Below are 19,624 nucleotides of genomic sequence, written 5' to 3'. Positions count from 1 at the left end.
GGGCAGGTAGGCGAGGTACCGCATCAACTTCGGCACCGAGGGTGGCCACGAGTGTCCCGCAGGCACATGCCATGTTGCGGCCTCCGGTTCCGAGTGGCCCGCAGCACCCTCAGTGGATGTCTGAGGCCTCGATCAGCTGGAGGGTGGACATGTCATCCGGATGAACGGCCACGGAGTTCCTGGGCCCTGCGGACACCATGCCCGTCATGTCGGGCGGCATCAGCAGAGTGCGACTTCCGGAAGCGCTCGCTTGCATGGGGTCCGGAGCCGCCACGCTTACTGACGTTGGCTCTTCGGGGTGAAGATTTGTTGAAGGGCCGAGCGGTAGGCGCTCGCTCAGACCAAAACCGCGTGACAGCAACTGGAGCGGCGGCCCAGGATGTCGCCGTGATCAAGATACGAACTGCCTCCTCCGACGATGCTCCCGTGCTTGCAAGCCTGAACGGCATCGTTCATGAGTTGCATGCGGGACACCGTCCTGACTTGTTCATCGGCTCGCCCGAGCAGGACGTCCTTGAGGCGTTCTTCCTGGACCGGCTGACCGACCCCGCAGTCACCGCCTTCGTCGCCGAGAGCTCAGACGGCAGAACTCTTGGGTACGCCCAGGCTCGAGTCGTCAGCTGGGATTCCAGTGCACTGGTCCGGTCGGACCTGGTCATTCTTCTTGACCAGATCGCGGTAGTCCCTGATGCCAGCGGCATGGGCGTCGGCTCGGCGCTGCTCGAAGCAGTGCGTGAAGTGGGACGCGAGGCAGGGTGTCGGCGCCTGGTCACAGAAGTCTGGGACTTCAATGAAGGCGCTCGTGCGTTCTACGACACCGCTGGTTTTCGGCGCATGAATGTGCGACTGGATCAGTTGCTCTGACTCGGAAGCATGATTCGGGCAGCCCGATTTCCGAAATCGGAGTTCAGGGTGACGGTGGCGCGTCGAGGGCGAGTCCGGTACCGGCGAGAAAGCCGTTGAGGACGGCGGGGCGCTACTGCAAGCGTTTGAGCCGGTTGCGGACGAGGGCCTCGAGTCTGTCGAGGGCCACCGAGGCGAGATTGGCCAGGCTGCGCTTGACGTGGGCCCACAGTCCTTCGACCGGGTTCAGCTCCGGCAAGTAGGCCGGCAGCAGGAACACCGTCAGCCAGTCCCGCTCGTCGATCATCTTGCGCATCGCGCGGGAGACGTGGGTGTTCAACCGGTCCCACACCAGCACGATGGGCGCCTTGACCAGCTGGTGCACGCCGTCGATCAGCCGGATGTAGTCGCGCTCGCCCATGCTGCGGCGCTCGTTCTTGCCATCGCGGTGCACCCGCAGTCGGTGGCACAGTTGGGTCCTGGACCCGGGCCGTATCGCGATGAGTCCGGCGACGGACAGGCGTCCGGAGCGGCGGCCGCTGACCGTCACCACTGGGGTGACGCCGCGCCGACCCCAGGTCCGTCCTCGGGGCGGCGGGCCCGTGAACTCTGCTTCGTTCTCGAAGCAAATCCATCCTCCGCAGGCCGCCCGTGCTCTTTTACCTCCGCCCAGGTCGCCTCCTTCCACGCTCCACGGCCTGCTCGTCGCGCTCGGCCACCCGCCGTACCGGCATCTGCGGGCTGAACCCGAGGCGGTGCATGAGGCGGGTGGCCCCGGAGACTCTGTAGGAGACGTGGAACTTCTGGCCGATCAGCGTGGCCACCCGGGCAGCGGTCCACGTTTGGTCCTCCACCCAGCCGTGCGCGGCCGGGCCCTGGTCGAGGTACTCGGCCAGCTTGTTCAGGCAGTACGGCGAGAGCTTGTTGCGCTGCCCGCCGGGCCCGCGGGAGACCAGCGCCGCCGCCCCTGCTTCCTTCCACATCTGGTGCCACTGGTAGGCCGACTTCCGGCTCACCCGCAGCCGCCGAGCCACCTCAGGTCCCTAATGCGCCGTAGGTGTCCATCGGGGGTTTCTGCCAGTGAGGGCCAGTGCGCGGTCGAGCACGGGTGCGTCTGTGTCTTGGGGTATTTCGTCACCCAGAAGGCCGAGACTGCGCATGCGGGGTGCCTCACGCCAGTATGTCGCGAACGTGGCTTCGGCCAAGGCCGCCGGAATGATGCGCCGTTGTCCGGTGGCTGCTGCCGTGTCCCAGGCGTGGACGGTGAATTCGGCGATCAGGATCCCGCCGAGCGCGGTCGCGGGCATGGGCGGTCCGCCGAGACCGGCCTCGCCCTCCCACGCTGCCGGCTCGGACCAGGCCTCGGCCGCCGGTTCCGCTCTGCCGGCCAGGAGCAACGTCCACTCGGACTCCGGTCGCCCGGCGAGGAGGGGCACCGGGTTCGCGGTCAGCAGGCCCGGATCCGATGCAGTGCGGGTGCCCGCGTCTCTCGTCATCAGCAGCATCATGGCGATGTGATTGACGAGGTCTTTCACCGTCCACGCCGAACACGGCGTCGGGTTGTGATACTGGTCGACCGGTGCACCGCGTACGGCGTCCACGACCAGATCGATGCTCTGTGCCAACTGTTCCGCCCTCGTCGTCGGCAGCATGCGGCATCCCTTCTGCGAAGTCGACTGCGACGAACGCAATCGCCGAGGTTCGCCCCTCATTCGTAGGGCGTCGTCCTAGTCGATGAAGGCGCTCCACGCGGTGGCGTTGAGGTTGTCGGTGAGGAAGATGTCGGTTCCTCCCAGGCGCTTTTCCCAGGACGGCATGAGTTCGACCGCGCGGGCGGTGACCGCATCCATCCAGACCTTGATTTCCGCCTGCTTGTTGTTGGCCGGCACCTTGGCGGCGGCCGACGCTTCCTTCATGTCGACCGTGCGCAGTGCTTCGGAAGCGGCGGCGCGCAGGTCCCGGATGTACTCCCGGTTCGTCGCCACGTCCTCGGGCGTACCGGGCAGGGCCATATGGCCGGTGACGATGGTCTCGTAGTCGTACTCCAGCAACTGGTCCATGGCGTCGAAGTACGCGGGCACGTGCGCGGAGAAGTACAGGCGGAAGAACGGCGCGTTCTTCGGAGTGAAGCTGTCCATCGCTCCCATGAGCTTCAGCTCCGGCAGGTGGATGAACAGGTTGCCGGCCTGGTGCCAGTCTCCCGTGTAGTCGAGGACGAACCGCACCCCGTCGATGTCCATCTCCTTGCGTCGGCCACTGAAGGTCTCGGTGGGCAGGGGACGCCGGTCGTCGTTCTTGACCTCCTTGATGAACTCGCCGGTGATCTCATGCGAGATGATCTTCATGCCGTCCCGCTTCAGCAGGTGAGCTGCCCCGATGTGGTCGGCGTGCGCGTGGCTGTAGATCAGGTGGGTGACCGGCTTGGGGGTGACCGACTCGATCGCCTTCAGCAGTTTGTCCCCCAGGAACGGTGAGGCGTCCACGAGGACGACACCGTTCTTCGTCTCCACGAACATCGTGTTGATCATCCCCTGGGTGACGAAGTGGGCACCGCCGCCCAGGTCCTGGACGACGTACCCGGACTCCGGGATGTCCGGGCCCAGGGCGAAGTCGGGTACAGGCGCGAACTCGGTCATGGTGATCTCCTTTGGGTGGCCCGCCCCAGGGCTGGGGCGGAGGGGTGTCTCGTGGTGGGGTTCTCAGGGGCCGCGTGAGGGCCGGCTCGGGCCTGGCGCCTGCGGCAGCGCGGTCTTCGAGGCGACAGCGGGCTGGTGCAGGACAGCCGCTCCTTTCCCCAGCCCCGGTGCAGGGAGGTCCTGTGGCTTCCTCGCCGGAGAAGGCCGTCGCTTTTCAGTCAGCATGACCTGCTTTGCGCGGGTGCGGACGCTCCAAGGGCGCCTTGCTGAACCTAGGTCTGGCTGGTCCACCTTCACCGGCCCGTCACGCCGCTACGGGGAGCACACTGGCCGCATGAACGACGACGGCGAACTGGGTGACTTCCTGCGCTCGCGGCGGGCCCGTCTGCGTCCCGAGGACGCGGGGGCGGCTTTCAGCGGCGGCGCGCGCCGGGTCCCGGGACTGCGCCGTGAAGAGGTCGCGCACCTGGCCGGGGTGAGCACGGACTACTACGCCCGTCTCGAACAGGGCCGGCACCCCCACGTCTCGGAGACGGTGCTGGAGGCGGTCGCCCGCGCGCTGCGCCTGGACGACACCGAACGCGGCTACCTCTTCGAACTCGCCCGACCCAGGGAAGCCGGACGCCACCGGAGCCGTCCCGCCCGCGCACCACGCATGCGGCAGCCGATCCACCAGGTGCTGGACGTCCTGAACGACGTCTCACCGGCCGTCGTCATCAACCACCGCAGCGACGTCCTGGGGGCTAACGATCTGGCCAAGGCGCTGATCGCCGACTTCGACGCACTGCCGCACCGCGACCGCAACCTCGCCCGATTCATCCTGCTCCACCCCGGCGCCCGTGACCTCTATCAGGACTGGGACCGGGTGGCGGAGACCTTCGTCGCCAGTCTGCGCCTGGCCTCCGGACGCCATCCCGACGACCGCCTGCTGAACGAACTCGTCGGGGAGCTGTCCATCAAGGTTCCCGAGTTCTCCACCTGGTGGGCCGGCCACCGCGTGGACCAGTGCGCCCACGGCACCCAACGCCTTTTTCACCCCGTGGTCGGCGAGCTCACCCTCTCCTACGAAACGCTGGCTCTGCCCGCCGACCCTGACCAGAGCATCGTGCTCTACACCACCGAACCCGGCTCCGCCTCCGCGGAAACACTCCGCCTGCTCGCCAGCTGGACCACACCGACGAACACACACGAGGCCGCCCCCTCCCAGGCACCGTACGGCTGATGAGGAACAGGCGGCCGATCAGTGACGAGGACTTGAGACCATGACGTCCACGCTCATCCAGACTCCCTTCGGAGGAGGGCCGACGGCCGCCGAGGTCATGCGGCACTGAACTCGCGGCAGCGATTCCAGCGCCATTTCATCGACGCAGTGCTGACCCGCACATCGCATATGTGAGCCGTGACATGCACGAGGTGTTCTACCGGGACGCAGTCGAAGACACTGCAACGTGGCCCGCAGGCTCCCCGTTACGGGCGTCGGCCTGATCATCGGATCGAGTCTCGAATATCCCGTCAGTGGCGAACGGCCTCGACGCCGGAATGTACAGAACACCTGTCTCCATGCGCGGTCCTGGGAGTCCGCAGAGGAGCCGGCCATCGCCCGGGACCGCGCAGACGAGGGCACAACACATCGCGGCAGCGGCAGGACTGCTGCCGCAGGTCACACGGAAGCCGAAATTACGGACGACCTTTGGGAGTCAACTTGAGGGTGCCTCGGAGGAGCTGCGCCCTCGTAGGCCCGTCGGGGCACTCCAGCTGGCGAGCATGCTGAGCGTCTCCGCAGAGGCCGAACCAGGTTCCGCGGTGTAGAGGCAGATACTCAGGTCAGGGTCGGCGGGCAGGGCCAGAATCTCGTAGGAGAGGGTGAGTTCGCCGACCACGGGGTGAACGAGGAGCCGGGTGCCGTGGGCGCACTGGTCCACGCGGTGGCCGGCCCACCAGGTGGAGAACTCGGGAACCTTGATGGACAGCTCCCCCACGAATTCGTTCAGCAGGCGGTCGTCGGGATGACGTCCGGCAGCCAGACGAAGACTGGCGACGAACGCCTCCGCGACCCGGTCCCAGTCCTGGTAGAGGTCACGGGCGGCGGGCTGGAGCAGGATGAATCGGGCGAGGTTGCGGTCGCGGTGCGGCAGTGCGTCGAAGTCCGTGATCAGCGCCTTGGCAAGATGGTTAACTGCCAGGACGTCGCTGCGGTGGTTGAGGACCAGGGCTGGCGAGACAGCGTTGAGGACGTCCAGCATCTGGTGGATCGCCGGACGCACGCGCGGCAGCGGGGCCGGACGGCGCCGTTCCGGGCTGGGGGACTTGGGTCGGGCGAGTTCGAAGAGGTAGCCGCGTTCGGTGTCGTCCAGGCGCAGCGCGCGGGCGACCGCCTCCAGCACCGTCTCCGAGACGTGGGGGTGCCGGCCCTGTTCGAGACGGGCGTAGTAGTCCGTGCTCACCCCGGCCAGGTGCGCGACCTCTTCACGGCGCAGTCCCGGGACCCGGCGCGCGCCGCCGCTGAAAGCCGCCCCCGCGTCCTCGGGACGCAGACGGGCGCGCCGCGAGCGCAGGAAGTCACCGAGCTCGTCGCTTTGATCCATACATCCAGTGATACCACTACAGCGGCATGACGGGCCGGTGAGTGGACCAGCCAGACCTAGGTTCAGCAGGACGCGCGCGAGGCGTCCGCACGCCTGTCCCGGGCGGGATGCTGGACGCGAACCGGGACGCAACGCCGCCTCCACAGGTGGCCCTCGCCGGCAACGGGCCCTTTCTGAGAAAGGGCCGCGCACGGCCGAGCGCAGCACCCGGTTATCCCTCGTTCCTCACACGAAGCAGATGAATCACGCCCTTTGTGATCTACGTCCTTGGGCTGGGCATCTCCGCCCAGGGCACCTCGGAATTCATGCTCTCCGGCGTGCTGCCCTCCATCGCCCAGGACCTCGACATCCCCCTCACCTCCGCTGGCATGCTGGTGTCCGCCTTCGCCATCGGCATGCTCGTCGGAGCACCGCTGATGAGCCTGGTGACCCTGAAGATGCCGCGCCGTGCCGCGCTGGTCGGCTTCCAGCTCGTCTTCATCGCGACCCACGTCGGCGCCGCCCTCGTCCCGCACTTCGGATTCCTGCTGGTCATGCGGGTGCTGTCGGCCGTGGCATATGCCGGATTCTGGGCCATGGCCTCGGTCGCGGCCATCTCGCTGGTGGACGCCGACAAGCAGGGCCGGGCCATGGGAGTGGTCGTCTCGGGACTGAGCGTGGCCACGATCATCGGTGTCCCGGGCGGCACCCTGCTCGCACAGCACGCGGCTGGGAAGCCGCCTTCTGGGCCGTAGCCGCGATGACCGCTCTGTCCACGAGCGTACTGCTCATCGCCCTGCCCGGCGGCCGGGACACGACAACGGCACAGCCGCGTCTGGCCACGGAAGTACGCTCGCTGATGCAGCCGCGGCTCTGGGTCGCCTACGCCACCACCGCACTGACCGTGGCCGCCCAATTCGCGATCTTCTCCTACCTCGGAGCCCTGCTGGAGGACGTCACCGGCCTCAGCACAGGCCTGGTACCCCTCGTGCTCGGACTCTACGGCGTCGGCGCGTTCATCGGCCTGACCATCGGAGGACGCGTAGCCGACCGCGCCCCCTTCACACTCCTGCTGGTGGGCATGGCCGCCTTCATCGTCACCGCGGCGGCACTCGCAGTGACCGCACATGTAGCCTGGGTCACGATCTCGCTGGTTGTACTCCTGGGCGCCGCCAACTTCGGAGTCACCCCCGCAGTCAACGCCAGAGTCTTCTCCATTCTCGGAGAGACCAGGACGCTCGGCGGCGCCGTGAACATCGCCGCCTTCAACGTCGGCATCGCCGTCGCCCCCCTGGCATCCGGCCTCGTGATCAACACGGGACTGGGGCTGGCGGGTACGGCCTGGATCGGCGCGGCCTTCGGGGTCGCCCACGTGGGCAGCGTTCTGCTGGACCGCCACCTCACCCGACGCCACGAAGCAGGAACCGAGGAGCCCACAACCGTCTCCGAGCTGGAGCACGCTCCCGCTGCCTCCTGACAACTGCGACCGAAACCAACGGAGCCGGCCGACCAGCGCGACGACATCCGCCGACGGCTTGAGGTGCGCAACGGTTACCACCAGCCCAGGAAGGTCACCACCGCGGCCGGGGCGGTCGAGGTGAAGGCCCCGCGGGTGAACGACAAGCGCGTCGATGCCAAAACCGGCGAGCGCAAGCGGTTCAGCTCGGCGATCCTGCCGCCGTGGTACCGCAAGTCCCCGAAGATCAGCAAGTTGCTGCCGCTGCCCTACCTGCATGGTCTCTCCTCCAGGGATTTCGTCCCGGCCTTGGAGCAGTTCCTGGGCAGCGTGGCCGGGCTCTCGCCGGCCTCGGTCAGCCGGCTCACCCAGCAGTGGCATGCCGACCACGCCGCCTTCATGGACCGTGACCTGTCCCAAGTCGACTACGTGTAAGTGCGGGCCGACGGCATCCACCTCAACATCCGCCTACAGGAGGGCAAAGCCCGCGTCCTGGTCCTCATCGGGGTCCGCGCCGACGGTTCCGAGGAACTGGTCGCCCTGGCCGACGGCTACCGCGAATCGGCGGAATCATGGGCCGACTTGATGCGCGACTGCGCCCGCCGGGACATGCGCGCCCCCGTCTTGGCGGTCGGTGACGGCGCTCTTGGCTTCTGGAAGGCCCTGGCCGAGGTGTTCCCCGTCACCCGCGAGCAGCGGTACTGGGTTCATAAAACGGCCAACGTCCTTGACTCCATGCCGAAGTCCGCGCAGCCCGGAGCGAAGAAAGCGATCCAGGACATCTACAACACCGAGGACCGTGACCACGCCGCGGCGGCGGTCAAGACGTTCGAGAAGCTCTGCGGCGCGAAGCTCCCCAAGGCCGTCAAGAAGATCACCGACTACCAAGAGCAGTTGCTGGCGTTCTACGACTTCCCCGCCGAGCACTGGATCCCAGGACCCCGGCGTTTGCCTCGGATGTCTGGTTGATCATGTGATGCCGTAGAGGGCGAGGACGCGGTGGCGTTCGGTGTGGGCTCGGCGTCCGCGTGCGGTGTAGACGTATTCGGCGAGTTCGAGCGTGCTGCGGATCAGGTCGCGGACTGCGGCAAGCACGGCGGCTGTATTGCGGGTTCTGACCTGGGAATTGTCGAGTCCGCTCAAGCCCGATGGCGGGCGATCACCGGTGTCCACCTGGTCGCGCTGACCCGGGCAGGCGCCGGGATCGAGAAGGGCGTCCTGGACGAGCGGCAGGAGCAGGCCACCTGGGCCAAGCCTTGATGCAACCCTCCCCCATGGCAGACTCCCTGACATGCCAGATTTCTGGGTGAGCGGCCAGGGTGACAAGTACCACGGCTGGGAGGGCTGCAGGGCCCTTGAAGGCGGACAGGCTTCCGCAGACTCGCAGGAGGGCTACGAGCGGCACAACGTGACGCGGTACGACAACGAGGATGCCGCTCGAACTGCTGCCAAAAAGCATGCCCGGTGCGAGGCTCACGCGTGCTTCGCCCGCGGGCGAGGTGCGGGACTTGCCCGGCTGTCGGAGCAGGCTCTCAAAGATCTGGACCATCCGAACTGGCTAGCGGGTCATGACCTGCCAGGCGAGGACTGAGTGGGCATTTAGAGATGAACTGTGCCGGTAAGTAACTTTCGCGGCCGTCACGCTTGGGCTGTTTGTCCTATGCGTGCACCCTCGCGTCCATCGGGCTGCGGACTTGCCCGCCCGTTTGCTCCGGTTCTCAAGCATGAAGTCCGTCTGGTTTGAAGATCAGGCAGAAACGCCCAGCAGTAGCGGAACAGCGCCGACCACCGCAATCCATGATCACGCTACGGCGTGAGCCAGCGGAAGCCGTACCCCAGCGACCTGTCCGACGCCCGATGGGCCTTACTCGAACCGACATTGACGGCCTGGAGAAAGGCCCGACTCGACCGCAGGCCCACCGGGCAGCCGGCCAAGGTCGACCTGCGCGACATCTTCAACACACTCCTCTACGTCAACCGCACCGGAATCCCCTGGAAATACCTCCCGCACGACTTCGCGAACCACGCCACCGTCTACGCCTACTACGCCGCCTGGCGCGACGAGGGAATCCTCACCCAGCTCAACCACGACCTCACCGGCCTGGCCCGCGTGAAGGAAGGACGCAAGCCCGAACCCACCGCGTCCGTGATCGACACCCAGAGCGTGAAGACCTCCACCAACGCGCCACTGACCAGCCAGGGAACCGACGCCGCCAAGAAAATCGTCGGCCGCAAGCGGGGCATCCTCACCGACACACTCGGCCTGCTCCTCACCGTGACCGTCACCGCCGCGAGCCTGTCCGAGAACGCCGTGGGAATCCAGCTCCTCGACCATGCCAAAAAGACCTACCCGACCATCTCCAAGAGCTGGGTCGACACCGGCTTCAAAAACGCCGTCATCGAACACGGAGCCAAGCTCGGAATCGACATCGAAGTCGTCAACAGAACTCCAGGAGTTCGCGGCTTCCACGTTGTCAAAAGGCGCTGGGTCGTCGAGCGAAGTATTGGATGGATCATGATGCACCGGCGTCTCGCCCGCGACTACGAGACGCTGCCCGCCAGTTCCGAAGCCATGATCCACGTCGCCTCGATCGACAACCATTGTGGCGGGTTGGCGCGGCGGAGGGTGGCGAAGAGCGTTTCTTTGGTGAAGTCCGTTTCTGCCAGCTTCGGGCACAGCTCGACCGGAGTACGAGCTTCCTCTGAACTCCCAGCCGTTGGTGCCTTCGCTGATGTCGGCGATGAGGCGGTCCCCGAAGTCGTCGTCACGCAGGCGCGGGCTGGCGGTGCCATTCGCATGAGCTCCGACAAGACGGGTGTACTGGGACAGCGTGATGTTCCGAGCTTGCAGCATCCGGGCTCCGCTGGGCGTTTCGCAGCCCCTGCCGGTCTGCTGAACGCGGCGGCACCCGGTGTCGACGTGGTCAGCGCCGGTCTCGGGCCCGGACGGGCATACACGCACAATCGGGCCGGGGAACTCACAGCATGGCCCTTGGACACGCCGGGGCATTTGCATAGCGCTGCCGTTCGCAGGGGACAAGCGCCGTTCACTCGAATGGGTGGTGTCGTGCACCCGAAGGCTCGGACAGTACCCGACCCTCGTAGTGTCATATGCCTGTTGCTCAGGCGAGGGGAAAACTCGCAGGAACAGACCAGGGGAGAGGACGGCATCGCATGATGACGGGCACCGACTGGGGTAAACGAGCACTGTGCCGGACGGCTGACCCTGACGACCTGTTCGTCCCGGGCGCTACACAGAACCGCGCCAAAGCACTATGTAACGGCTGCGTGGTACGCACTGAGTGCCTCTCCTACGCCCTGGACCAGCACATCGAGTACGGCGTTTGGGGAGGCATGACAGAGCGTGAGCGCCGAGCCTTGCTGCGGCGCCGACCAATGGTCGTCTCCTGGCGACGGCTTCTGGAAACGGCCCGCTTCGAGCATGAGCAAAGACAAAGCACCGCTGCCGTCCTTTCCAGGACGAGTTGAGGTGCGCTTTGCGCATGCTGGCCGAACGCCGGTCTTGGCTGACCGTGGCCTACGGGGCCAGGCCCGCCGGCACGGCCGAACATCTGTCACCTTGATCCGGTAGACGTGTAGTTCCACCCCGCTCGAGCAACAACGAGCGGGGGCCGCTTCACGCACCGTGCCGCTCTCACCCACAGGAGCGCCTCCTTCGATGTAGTAATCCGCCCCGCATCGATCCGAACAGGCGGACTCCGCAGGCGGAAGACGTGCCAGAGCGTCCAGGCCGCGGTCCGTGTCTTTCGGGTGCGGCTGTCGTTGAGGAGTCATCGTGTGCTGCACCGCCCCACGGGAAGGCGCGCGGTTTTTGAGGGCCCGATCCCCGCCCGGTCTCGGGCCCTCTGCCGTGCCCGGGTACGACTGAGGGTGTGGGCCGGGCGGGCCAGGCTTCGGTGCTGAGAGCCTGGGAGGAGCCGGGGCGGCTGTCGGTCGTTTCCCCCATCCGCGTGGTCACTCTCCACGGAGAGATCGACCATCAGACGGGCGAGGTCCTCCGGCAGGCGCTGCAGGTCACCGCGCCCCCCGGCCCTCGTGTGGTGGCCGACATGCGCGGTGTCGGCTTCATGGACTCCACGGGCATCAACATCTTCATCGCCGCCCACCGTGACCTCGCCGAGGCCAGCGGTTGGCTGCGCCTGACCGCCCCCACCACACCAGTCCTGCGCACCATCCAGCTCGTCGGCGCCGACGCCTTCATCGACTGCCGTGAAACCCTCCGCCAGGCCCTCGCCTCCTGACCAATGCCGCAAGGCTCGCGAGCTGTTCGGTGCGGGTCCTTTGCCCCGGGCAAGCCCGTCGCGGAGCGAGCGCAAAGGCCCCGCCAACGCGCAACCGGACCCACCGGTGGCTGATCCCCCTCTTCGCAACAGGTGATGCAACAGGTCTGTCCCTACCTGTCAGGCCGCGGGCCTCACCACGTCACGACCGGCCCGCCGTGGACGCCGGAGCGTCCGGGGTGAGCAGCAGCTTTGACAGCGGGCGGCCCCACTGCTGAGTGAGGGGGAAGACCGGCGCCTTCTGCCCCGAAGCAGTCTGCGGGGTTCCCGTGTCGGCCGTCCTTCCGGGCTGCATGTCACCTGAGCTCGACCGAATACGAGCTTCCACTGAACTCCCACCTGTCGGTGCCTTCACCGATGTCGGCCACGATGACGTCGTCGATGAAACGGTCCTCGAAGTCGTCGTCACGCAGGTCGCCGGCCAGCCAGAGCGCCTCGATGTCGCTCCAGTCCCCGCGGCTTGCGTCGATGCGCAGAGGGGCGGCTCGGCCGGTGCCGCGTTCGCGTTCGTCGGCGCCCGTCTTGACGAGGCCACTGATTTCGAACTGCCCGTCCTTGACTGTGCCGGAGATGGGGTCGGCGGGGACGATGGCGACGTTCTCGTACGCGGTGTGGATGAGATCGCGGTAACTGCGGCGGATGTTGTGCTCAGGATCCGACAGCCACTTGAAGAGGGTGTCGGGGCGGACGTCGAGGCCGGCGCTCTCCAGGGCTTCGTACCCGCGGCGGGTGCCGGTGAGCTGGCTGAGCTGGGCGTGCCAGTGCTTGGCGCTGTAGGAGGCGAGGCGGTGGCAGGGGGTGACCTGGGCGCGCAGGAGGTCGTTGCGTGCGGCGCCGAGGGAGTGGCCCGGTCCGGTGGGGCCTGCCATCAGTCGTCACCTTCGGGGCCGGGCTGGATGAACTTGGCCTTCACCTGGTCGAAGCCTGTCCCGACCCGATACGCGCCGGGCGGAGTCTCGTCGGGGGTCCCGAAGATGGCAGTGTCGACGTTGCGCAGAGCGACAAGGGTGTGGCCTTCCTGGACGGCCTTGAAGGCGTTGAGCCAGTGCCGGACGCAGTGCGATCGACAGGCGGGTCTTGTAGTGCTTGTACGGCTCGCCGCCGGCCTGGATGAGCTCGGTGCGGGCCTCGCGGGCCGCGGCGTAGAACGGCTTGAACAGCGACTCGTTCGCCTTCCCGTCCACGAGTCCTGGATGGTCACGGGCGTGGTGAGGTGGCCGTCGCGGTGCAGGCGTTCGAGCTGTTTGATGTGCGGGGTGGTCACCCATGCCCTGCCCTGGTCATCCGGCCGGTCGGTGAGTCGCCCGAGCGGGTGCGGCATGCCCGGGTGGTCCCACTCCGGAATGCTGCCTGGTAGATCCCGGCCTGGCCCCTGTCGAACGCGTCGAGGGGGCCAGTGTGCAGGAGCTTGTTCGGGGCGGGGGGGACGGCCGAGCAGGCGGAGGGGAAGGAGCCGTTGCGGTCGATCAGGCACAGCACGCCCTCCCCGAAGGAGGTGGAAACAAACTGCATCTGCTGAACGGCGCACCTGATGGCAGGCATACCCTGCTTGGCTAGGGGGTGGTGGTCACGAGGACCATGCGGCCCCATTGAGGGGAAGGGAAGACATGGCCGTGTCCGACAAGCAGGGTTCGATGCCTGATGACGGGAGAACGGGCCGCTCAGGCGGGATATCGGACACCCCTGGCGAGGTCACGTTGACGAAGGGGACCCGGGTCATCAGGTTCTCCTACACCAGGTCCGTGTTGTGCTTGCTCGTGGGTTTCGGGGGGCTGACTTACCTCGTCCTGCGGCAGGGCCCGCTCGAGGGCCGGGTCATAGCCGGGGTTGTAGCGGTTGGCCTGTTGGCAACCGCAGCCGTCCTCCGGTGGCAGCACGTTCGGCGCATGAGGAGGACCGCACCTCCCGCCTAGGCCCTGTCGTCAAATGATGATCTTGAGTGGTGGATCATGGTCGGGTGATACGTCGTCATGAACTGTCCGATGCCGAGTGGGAGTTCGTCCGGCCGTTGCTGCCCGCGTCCTTGCGGGGCCGCAAGCGGTTGGACGACCGAAGGGTCCTCAACGGGATCGTGTGGAAGTTCCGCACCGGCACGGCCTGGCGGGATGTGCCCGAGCGGTACGGATCCTGGGCCACGCTGCACACCCGTTTCCGCCGGTGGGCCAAGGACGGCACCTTCGAGCGGATGCTGCGGGCCGCGCAGGCCAAGGCGGACGCGGCCGGGGACATCGACTGGCTGGTGTCGGTCGACTCCACCGTCGTGCGGGCCCACCAGCACGCGGCCGGGGCCCGAAAAGGGGGCTCTGTCCGCCGGCACTCGGACGCTCGCGGGGTGGCCTGACCAGCAAGATCCACCTTGCCTGCGATGCGCTCGGCCGCCCGCTGGCCTTCACTCTCACGGGCGGGAACACCAACGACTGCACGCAGTTCACCGCCGTGATGGAAGCGATCCGGGTGCCCCGTCCCGGGCTGGGACGGCCCCGGGTGCGGCCCGCCCACGTCCTCGGCGACAAGGGCTACAGCTCCCGCGCGATACGGACCTGGCTGCGACACCGAGGCATCCCGCACACCATCCCCGAGCGGGCGGACCAAGTCCGCAACCGGCTCCGGCGCGGCAGCCGGGGTGGGCGTCCGCCGGCCTTCGACAAGCAGGTCTACAAGCGGCGCAACGTCGTGGAACGCTGCTTCAACCGCCTCAAGCAATGGCGCGGCATCGCGACCCGCTACGACAAGACCGCCGAGTCCTACCAAGCAGCCGTCACCCTCGCCTCGATGTGGGCGTGACATTTGACGACAACTCCTAGGGCCTGTCGGACGGGTCGTGTGGGCTGGTCAGAGTGCCTTGACTTACTGATCGTTTCAGAATGCGGTGCGGAGACCCGGGTGGTTGCCTTCAGTCCTCCAGACGCTGAAGGATCTGTCTGTATTCGTCGTTCTCGATGAGACCGGCGAGGACTTGGGCCATGTTGCTGACCCCGGCATCGCGGACGATGAGACCGTCCGAGCACCAGTAGTAGCGGCCCTCCAGGGCCTCTCCGCTCTTGGCCCACCGCTTCATCAGGACCTCGACCCGGGCAACCGTGCACATGGTCGCACTCCACCGCGAACCGTCGGGCAGCCTCACTTCGACGTCGATGTCGTCCACCGACTCCAGGTCCTCGTCGGCATCCGGCAGGAATGCGGCCTCGAACTGCTCCGCGCGGATGCGGTACCAGGGGCCGTCCCAGCTGCCCGGCTGCGTGCTGTCGCTCATCGGGCGAGTATGCAGGGCGGAACCCTCTACCTCCACCGCGTTGTTCTGGCACGCTTCCGTGCGTGAACAGCGATCTTGTGCCCGATGACCTCTGGGCGCACGTGGCGCCCCTGCTGCCGCCTTGCGCGGAGCGGCGACACCGCCACGCGGGACGGCGCCGGATACCAGACCGCATCGCGCCGGCGGGCATCCTCTACGTCCTGCGCACCGTCGTGGCCTGGCGCGATGTGCCACGCCAACTGGTCGGCTGCTCCGGCGTCACGGCCTGGCGCCGCCTGCGGGACTGGACCGAAGCCGGCATCTGGCCCCGGCTGCACACCGCCCTGCTCACCGAACTGCGGGCGGCCGGTCTGCTGGAGATGGACGACTGCGCCGTCGACGGCTCGCACGTCCGCGCCCTCAAAGGGGGCTCCACACCGGGCCGTCGCCGGTCGACCGTGGCCGTCCCGGCAGCAAGCATCACCTGATCGTCGACCGGCACGGCACCCCGCTCGCGGTGTCGCTGACCGGTGGGAACCGGCACGATGTCACCCAGCTCATGCCGCTGCTCGATGCCATTCCTCGTATCCCGGGCCTGCGCGGCCGTCCCCGCCATCGTCCCCGGCGGCTGTTCGCCGACCGCGGCTATGACTTCGACAAGTACCGCCGACTCCTGCGCAGCCGAGGAATCACCCCGAAGATCGCCCGACGCGGCGCCCCACACCGCTCCGGACTGGGCAAGACCCGCTGGGTGGTAGAACGCGCCTTCGCCTGGCTCCACCAGTTCAAGCGCCTCCGCAACCGGTACGAGATACGAGCCGACCTGCACCAGGGCCTCCTCGAACTCGCCTGCAGCATGATCTGCTTGGGGCGCCTCCGCACCGCATTCTGAAACGATCAGTTAGAAGTCATCTCAATTGGTGAGCCTGCGGTAGCAAATGAGGGTGCAGGCGATGCTTGTGAAGGCGAGGAAGTGCTCGGCTTTGCGCTCGTAGCGTCGGTGGAGGCGGCGGCAGCCGGCGAGCCAGGCCATCGTGCGTTCGACGGTCCAGCGGTAACGTCCCAGTCGCTGTGAGGACTCGACTCCCCTGCGGGCGATCCGGTGCTGGATGCCGCGTCGGCGTATCCATCGTCGCAGGTGGGAGTAGTCATAGCCTTTGTCGGCGTGGAGCTTTGCGGGCTTGCGGCGCCTCGGTCCGCGGCGGGACCGGATCGGCGGTATCCCTTGCACGAGGGGAATCAGGGCCTGGCTGTCGTGCAGGTTCGCCCCCGAGATTGCCACCGAAAGGGGCAGACCGGTCCGCTCGGTGATCAAGTGGATCTTCGACCCGAACTTGCCACGGTCGACAGGATTCGGACCTGTCAGATCCCCCTTTTCAGGGCCCGCATGTTCACCGAGTCGATCGCGCAGCGGGACCAGTCCAACTCACCACAGGCGCCGAGTTCGTCGAGGACCAGGCGGTGGAGTTTGGCCCACACCCTGGCCTTCGTCCACTCCGAAATGCGCCGATGAGCCGTCGCCCCCGACGGCCCGAACGAAGCGGTGGGCAACTGCTGCCACGTGCAGCCTGACGTGGCCACGAACACGATCGCGGCAAGCACCTCACGATCACCATGCCGGCGCCGTCCACCACCCTGAGGCCTCGACGGAGCCTCAGGCACCACCCGCTGAAACAACTCCCACAACTCATCCGGCACCAGCCGCTCAACGATCCCCACCATGACCGGCAGCCTACCGGCTCCACCAAATGAGATGACTTCTAAGAAGCGTTTCCTCCCGGGCGCGAACGCCCGGGGTTCCGCGCTAGATCATGCTGAATTCCAGGCTGGACTCGCGGCGCCCCCTCCGCGAACAGGCGATGACGCGCTGTCCCGGCGATCCGTTGCGCTCGTGTCGTCTCAAGCCAGCAGGTCGGCAGCCGCGGTGCGCAGCAGGCGGACAAGGTCTGGTGTGTCAGCCATGGGGTGGTGCGCGTACAGGAGGTTGCTGGCGAGCATGGCGCGCTGCGCGGTCGTGCCCTGTTGGAAGCCCGGCGAGGTGGCCAGTTGCGCTGCCCAGGCCGGGATGGCGGCCTGCCACTGGGCCCGCTGCCGCTGGAGGAGGATTTCGGCCCGCTTCGCCCGTGCGTTGGCAAGGGCGCACTGGATGTCATGCGAGTGAATCGGGCAGTCGGGGCCGAACATGCTGCGGGCGAGATGCCCGCCCCTGCTGTCCTGGTCTTGGGGTGTTTCGGCCGCCATGAACTGATCGTCGTCGACCAGGGCTTGGTAGAGATGCTGGCCCCACTGCTTGAGGTGCGGGAATCGGGTCTGCTCCTCCCGCGCGCCCCTCACACGCATCTCCCAGTCGTCCAGGCACTCGTCCAGTTCCTGGGCCCAGTCGGCGCTCACCTGGTAGTGGTGCACCACGTCACCGGAGCGGAAGGTGGCGGTGAAGCCGCTCAGTTCGCCATCGCGCTGGGCTGCTTCGGCCCGCACCCGCTCCAGGCCCCGCAGCCGGGGATGCTTCAGGTCTTCTGCCCCGTCAAGGCGCTTTGACCAGCCGCCTTGGTATCGCTCGAGGCGTACGCTGTCCGGCACGTCGGCAGCGACTGCCTGCAGGAAGGCTTCCCGGTCGCTCCAGCCGACGATCGAGGTGCGAGCGCCGCCGTCCGGGGCCGTGACCGGCCGACCCGGGTGGGGGTGCGGGATGGTGTCGATGCAGGGCCGGTCGCGGCCTGGATGCGTGGTCGTCAGATCGTCCACCAGGCCCTCAAGCCCGGCCAGCAGTAGTTCGAGATTTTCTGCCGGCGGCCGTTGGTCCTCGAGCCACTGCCGGGCGTGGTCGCTCGCGCGGACCTGCACGCTGAAACTGTCGCCGCTGCCCTGGAAGTCGGAGGCCGGGATGCATCCGTAGTCGGCGAGTTCTTCGGTGGCCGCCTTGATGACCTGGGCATCCCGGTCGGCCGGCGAGCCGGCAGGCATCGTGGCGGGTACAGAGAAGGTCAGTGTGTCCACGTAAGCAGCGTTGCCCGGCAAGCCCAGATCGTCGTACAGCTCGATGGAGTACTCCCCCGCGCCGACATGGGTGATGTAGGCGCTCACCCATCCGTAGACGCCGCGAGCGTTCTCGCCGTCGTCTTCGTCTTTCCCTTCGCCGTCGCACCCCTCGTCCGCTTCTGCGTCGTCGTCCTGCCCTTCGTACAAGGGACCCTCCACGGAGTCCTTCGCCCACTGCTTGAAGGCCTCGTCCGCATCGCCGCCCGCGGCCTGCAGATAGTGGTTGAGGTCGGGCAGATCGTGAAAGGCGGCGGCGGAGGCGAAGCCCACGGCGTCGCGGGCATGAGCTCCGACGATGTCAGGATCGATGCCTGCATTCACCAGCGTGTCGGCCTCCTCGGGGCTGCACCCCGCCTGAAGGAACCGCTCCCTGGCCGCTTCCTCGTCGTACACGTACACCGTCTCCTTGCCTGGTGCGCGGCCTGGGGGTGGTCGCACGAACCGGTTTCCGCCCGGCAGGCAGGCTGCCTGACGCGTGCCCGAGGCGCCGGCAGGGCTCAGTGTCTGCGCGCAAGCGACGGCGGACAGGAACACGAGCCGCAGCGGCTTCTTCCGTTGCCACTCCTGCTTCCTCGAGGTCCCCCGGTTCTTCGGGACTTTGGTCCGGCAGGACGTCAGGGGTGTTCCCCACGGCATCCTCCTCTTGGTGCTGACCGGCACCACACAGCAGAAGGGAACCGGACGGGAACACAGATTATCCATGTCGCCTACACATAATCGACACTCATGCCACAACCGTGATCTTGCCTGACAGACAATCAAGAGGACATCGCACACGTCGAAGCCCCACCCTCCCCCCGGCCGTACTCCGTCAACACCGGAAGGCCCCGCAGCGCCCTCGTCCAGCGGCGCCGGTCACCGCCGCTTCAGTGAGACGCATGCCAGGTCACGATCGGAGGACATCACTCATGAGGAACAACGGCACCGGGCGGCGATGCCGCTGCCGGGCCGGTCCTGGATGGCGGTGACGGTCACGGGGATGCCGAGCACGACAGTGGCGAACGGCAGGGCCAGCGGGCCTCGATGACTGCCTGGAAGGCGGCGAGCTGTTCGTGCGTCCACTATCCGACTGGCCCGAGAGGTGCGGAACCCCACGCCATGCCCCAGCAGCCACCAGCCCAACCGGCGCCCTCAGCGCACGTGACAGCCGCCGAGGCCGCTTCTTCTGCGGCAAGGGAGGCGGCGGATAGCAGCAGCCCGGCTTCCCGCAGCAGCCGGGCTTCCCGCTCGCCGTGGTCGGACAAGACGGTGCCCAAACGCTCCATCGCGTCCCGCGAAGTGGTACAGCAATGCGGAGTTCACGACTGTGCAGGTCAACGGGGCGGCGCAGCCACCTCCGTGCCGGATCGTGCTGCTGACGGCTGCGGGCAGCACGGACAGCCTGGACGCGGGCCGACAGGCGTCTTCCGCCACGATCCTGAGCGGAGCCACGCGGTCCGTATGACCACACCACTCGGCGAGGGGTCCCCCTTCGGCCGCCACGGCATGTCCGGCAGACGCTGGCTGGGATGGCCTCAATGGCTCGCGCGGCGAGCCGCTGTATAGCCCCGGTC

Annotated in this window: 15 protein-coding genes and 4 pseudogenes; 10 read left to right on the top strand and 9 right to left on the bottom strand. The window is 67.3% G+C overall.

Annotated elements, in window-relative coordinates; translation table 11 throughout:
• Positions 1–387 precede the first annotated feature (387 nt).
• On the top strand, positions 388–864 hold the full coding sequence (locus HEP85_RS39080; protein WP_168532081.1) for a GNAT family N-acetyltransferase: 477 nt from the start codon (positions 388–390) through the stop codon (positions 862–864).
• A gap of 43 nt (positions 865–907) precedes the next feature.
• Here the strand turns inward: HEP85_RS39080 and HEP85_RS39075 are convergent.
• From HEP85_RS39075 to HEP85_RS39060, 4 genes and pseudogenes are all read right to left on the bottom strand, one after another.
• Positions 908–1,531: pseudogene (locus HEP85_RS39075) on the bottom strand (transposase).
• The gene (locus HEP85_RS39070) at positions 1,503–1,877 is read right to left on the bottom strand and encodes a winged helix-turn-helix domain-containing protein (RefSeq protein ID WP_248002300.1); all 375 of its coding nucleotides are present in this window, start codon (positions 1,875–1,877) and stop codon (positions 1,503–1,505) included. The pseudogene HEP85_RS39075 and the gene HEP85_RS39070 overlap by 29 nt, the downstream one beginning before the upstream one ends.
• A gap of 9 nt (positions 1,878–1,886) precedes the next feature.
• Positions 1,887–2,495 (bottom strand): TIGR03086 family metal-binding protein, encoded by a 609-nt coding sequence (locus tag HEP85_RS39065; protein ID WP_168532080.1) that lies wholly within the window; start codon positions 2,493–2,495, stop codon positions 1,887–1,889.
• 75 nt (positions 2,496–2,570) lie between these two features.
• Positions 2,571–3,479, bottom strand: coding sequence for an MBL fold metallo-hydrolase (locus HEP85_RS39060; protein ID WP_168532079.1), 909 nt, complete (start codon positions 3,477–3,479; stop codon positions 2,571–2,573).
• 334 nt (positions 3,480–3,813) lie between these two features.
• On the opposite strand from HEP85_RS39060, the gene HEP85_RS39055 reads away from it, so the two are divergent.
• Positions 3,814–4,701 carry a helix-turn-helix transcriptional regulator gene (locus HEP85_RS39055; protein WP_168532078.1) on the top strand — a complete coding sequence of 296 codons (888 nt, stop codon included), beginning with the start codon at positions 3,814–3,816 and terminating at the stop codon, positions 4,699–4,701.
• 475 nt (positions 4,702–5,176) lie between these two features.
• On the opposite strand, the gene HEP85_RS39050 is transcribed toward HEP85_RS39055, so the two are convergent.
• A complete protein-coding gene (locus HEP85_RS39050) occupies positions 5,177–6,064 on the bottom strand; it encodes a helix-turn-helix transcriptional regulator (RefSeq protein WP_168532077.1) in 888 nt (295 codons plus the stop codon).
• A gap of 305 nt (positions 6,065–6,369) precedes the next feature.
• Here HEP85_RS39050 and HEP85_RS39045 point away from each other — a divergent pair.
• From HEP85_RS39045 to HEP85_RS39020, 6 genes and pseudogenes are all read left to right on the top strand, one after another.
• Positions 6,370–7,520, top strand: a pseudogene (locus tag HEP85_RS39045) (Cmx/CmrA family chloramphenicol efflux MFS transporter).
• Between the two features lie 3 nt (positions 7,521–7,523).
• A pseudogene (locus HEP85_RS39040) lies at positions 7,524–8,759 on the top strand (IS256 family transposase).
• A gap of 31 nt (positions 8,760–8,790) precedes the next feature.
• Positions 8,791–9,090, top strand: a complete 300-nt coding sequence (locus tag HEP85_RS39035; protein ID WP_168532076.1) for a hypothetical protein — start codon at positions 8,791–8,793, stop codon at positions 9,088–9,090.
• Positions 9,091–9,312: 222 nt separating this feature from the next.
• A pseudogene (locus HEP85_RS39030) lies at positions 9,313–10,122 on the top strand (IS5 family transposase); the annotation flags it as partial.
• A 551-nt stretch (positions 10,123–10,673) separates the two neighbouring features.
• Positions 10,674–10,988, top strand: a complete 315-nt coding sequence (locus HEP85_RS39025) for a WhiB family transcriptional regulator (RefSeq protein WP_168532075.1) — start codon at positions 10,674–10,676, stop codon at positions 10,986–10,988.
• A 482-nt stretch (positions 10,989–11,470) separates the two neighbouring features.
• Positions 11,471–11,761 (top strand): STAS domain-containing protein, encoded by a 291-nt coding sequence (locus HEP85_RS39020; RefSeq protein ID WP_168532074.1) that lies wholly within the window; start codon positions 11,471–11,473, stop codon positions 11,759–11,761.
• A gap of 335 nt (positions 11,762–12,096) precedes the next feature.
• Here HEP85_RS39020 and HEP85_RS39015 read toward each other — a convergent pair whose 3' ends face one another.
• Positions 12,097–12,669: a hypothetical protein gene (locus HEP85_RS39015; RefSeq protein WP_168532073.1), complete on the bottom strand. Its 573-nt coding sequence runs from the start codon at positions 12,667–12,669 to the stop codon at positions 12,097–12,099.
• A 1,091-nt stretch (positions 12,670–13,760) separates the two neighbouring features.
• Between HEP85_RS39015 and HEP85_RS39010 the strand changes: the two genes are divergently transcribed.
• Positions 13,761–14,584, top strand: a protein-coding gene (locus HEP85_RS39010; RefSeq protein WP_248002562.1) for an IS5 family transposase whose coding sequence is annotated in 2 segments (ribosomal slippage) — positions 13,761–14,100 and positions 14,100–14,584 — 825 coding nt in all. Because the reading frame shifts where the segments join, the coding sequence is not laid out codon by codon here.
• A gap of 109 nt (positions 14,585–14,693) precedes the next feature.
• Here the strand turns inward: HEP85_RS39010 and HEP85_RS39005 are convergent.
• Positions 14,694–15,053: a hypothetical protein gene (locus tag HEP85_RS39005; RefSeq protein WP_168532072.1), complete on the bottom strand. Its 360-nt coding sequence runs from the start codon at positions 15,051–15,053 to the stop codon at positions 14,694–14,696.
• Positions 15,054–15,115: 62 nt separating this feature from the next.
• On the opposite strand from HEP85_RS39005, the gene HEP85_RS39000 reads away from it, so the two are divergent.
• A protein-coding gene (locus HEP85_RS39000; RefSeq protein WP_168532071.1) for an IS5 family transposase occupies positions 15,116–15,924 on the top strand; the annotation gives its coding sequence in 2 pieces (ribosomal slippage) (positions 15,116–15,464 and positions 15,464–15,924; 810 coding nt in all).
• Between the two features lie 21 nt (positions 15,925–15,945).
• Here HEP85_RS39000 and HEP85_RS38995 read toward each other — a convergent pair.
• Together HEP85_RS38995 and HEP85_RS38990 are read right to left on the bottom strand one after the other, a co-directional pair.
• Positions 15,946–16,754 (bottom strand): IS5 family transposase gene (locus tag HEP85_RS38995; RefSeq protein ID WP_248002298.1). Its coding sequence is split into 2 segments (ribosomal slippage): positions 15,946–16,407 and positions 16,410–16,754, totalling 807 coding nucleotides; the frame shifts between segments, so codons are not numbered across the junction.
• Positions 16,755–16,931: 177 nt separating this feature from the next.
• Complete coding sequence (locus HEP85_RS38990; protein WP_248002297.1) at positions 16,932–18,464, bottom strand: hypothetical protein; 1,533 nt, start codon at positions 18,462–18,464, stop codon at positions 16,932–16,934.
• Positions 18,465–19,624 lie beyond the last annotated feature (1,160 nt).

This window comes from Streptomyces sp. RPA4-2, assembly GCF_012273515.2.
In the GTDB taxonomy this organism is placed as follows: Bacteria; Actinomycetota; Actinomycetes; order Streptomycetales; family Streptomycetaceae; genus Streptomyces; species Streptomyces kaempferi.
This window is presented reverse-complemented; position numbering and strand designations above follow the sequence as displayed.

What these genes read in the sequence shown, in the direction of transcription:
- HEP85_RS39065 (WP_168532080.1), bottom strand. Translation starts at nt 2,495, where the DNA reads ATGCTGCCGACGACGAGGGCGGAACAGTTGGCACAGAGCATCGATCTG.
- HEP85_RS39060 (WP_168532079.1), bottom strand. Translation starts at nt 3,479, where the DNA reads ATGACCGAGTTCGCGCCTGTACCCGACTTCGCCCTGGGCCCGGACATC.
- HEP85_RS39055 (WP_168532078.1), top strand. Translation starts at nt 3,814, where the DNA reads ATGAACGACGACGGCGAACTGGGTGACTTCCTGCGCTCGCGGCGGGCC.
- HEP85_RS39050 (WP_168532077.1), bottom strand. Translation starts at nt 6,064, where the DNA reads ATGGATCAAAGCGACGAGCTCGGTGACTTCCTGCGCTCGCGGCGCGCC.
- HEP85_RS39035 (WP_168532076.1), top strand. Translation starts at nt 8,791, where the DNA reads ATGCCAGATTTCTGGGTGAGCGGCCAGGGTGACAAGTACCACGGCTGG.
- HEP85_RS39025 (WP_168532075.1), top strand. Translation starts at nt 10,674, where the DNA reads ATGATGACGGGCACCGACTGGGGTAAACGAGCACTGTGCCGGACGGCT.
- HEP85_RS39015 (WP_168532073.1), bottom strand. Translation starts at nt 12,669, where the DNA reads ATGGCAGGCCCCACCGGACCGGGCCACTCCCTCGGCGCCGCACGCAAC.
- HEP85_RS39005 (WP_168532072.1), bottom strand. Translation starts at nt 15,053, where the DNA reads ATGAGCGACAGCACGCAGCCGGGCAGCTGGGACGGCCCCTGGTACCGC.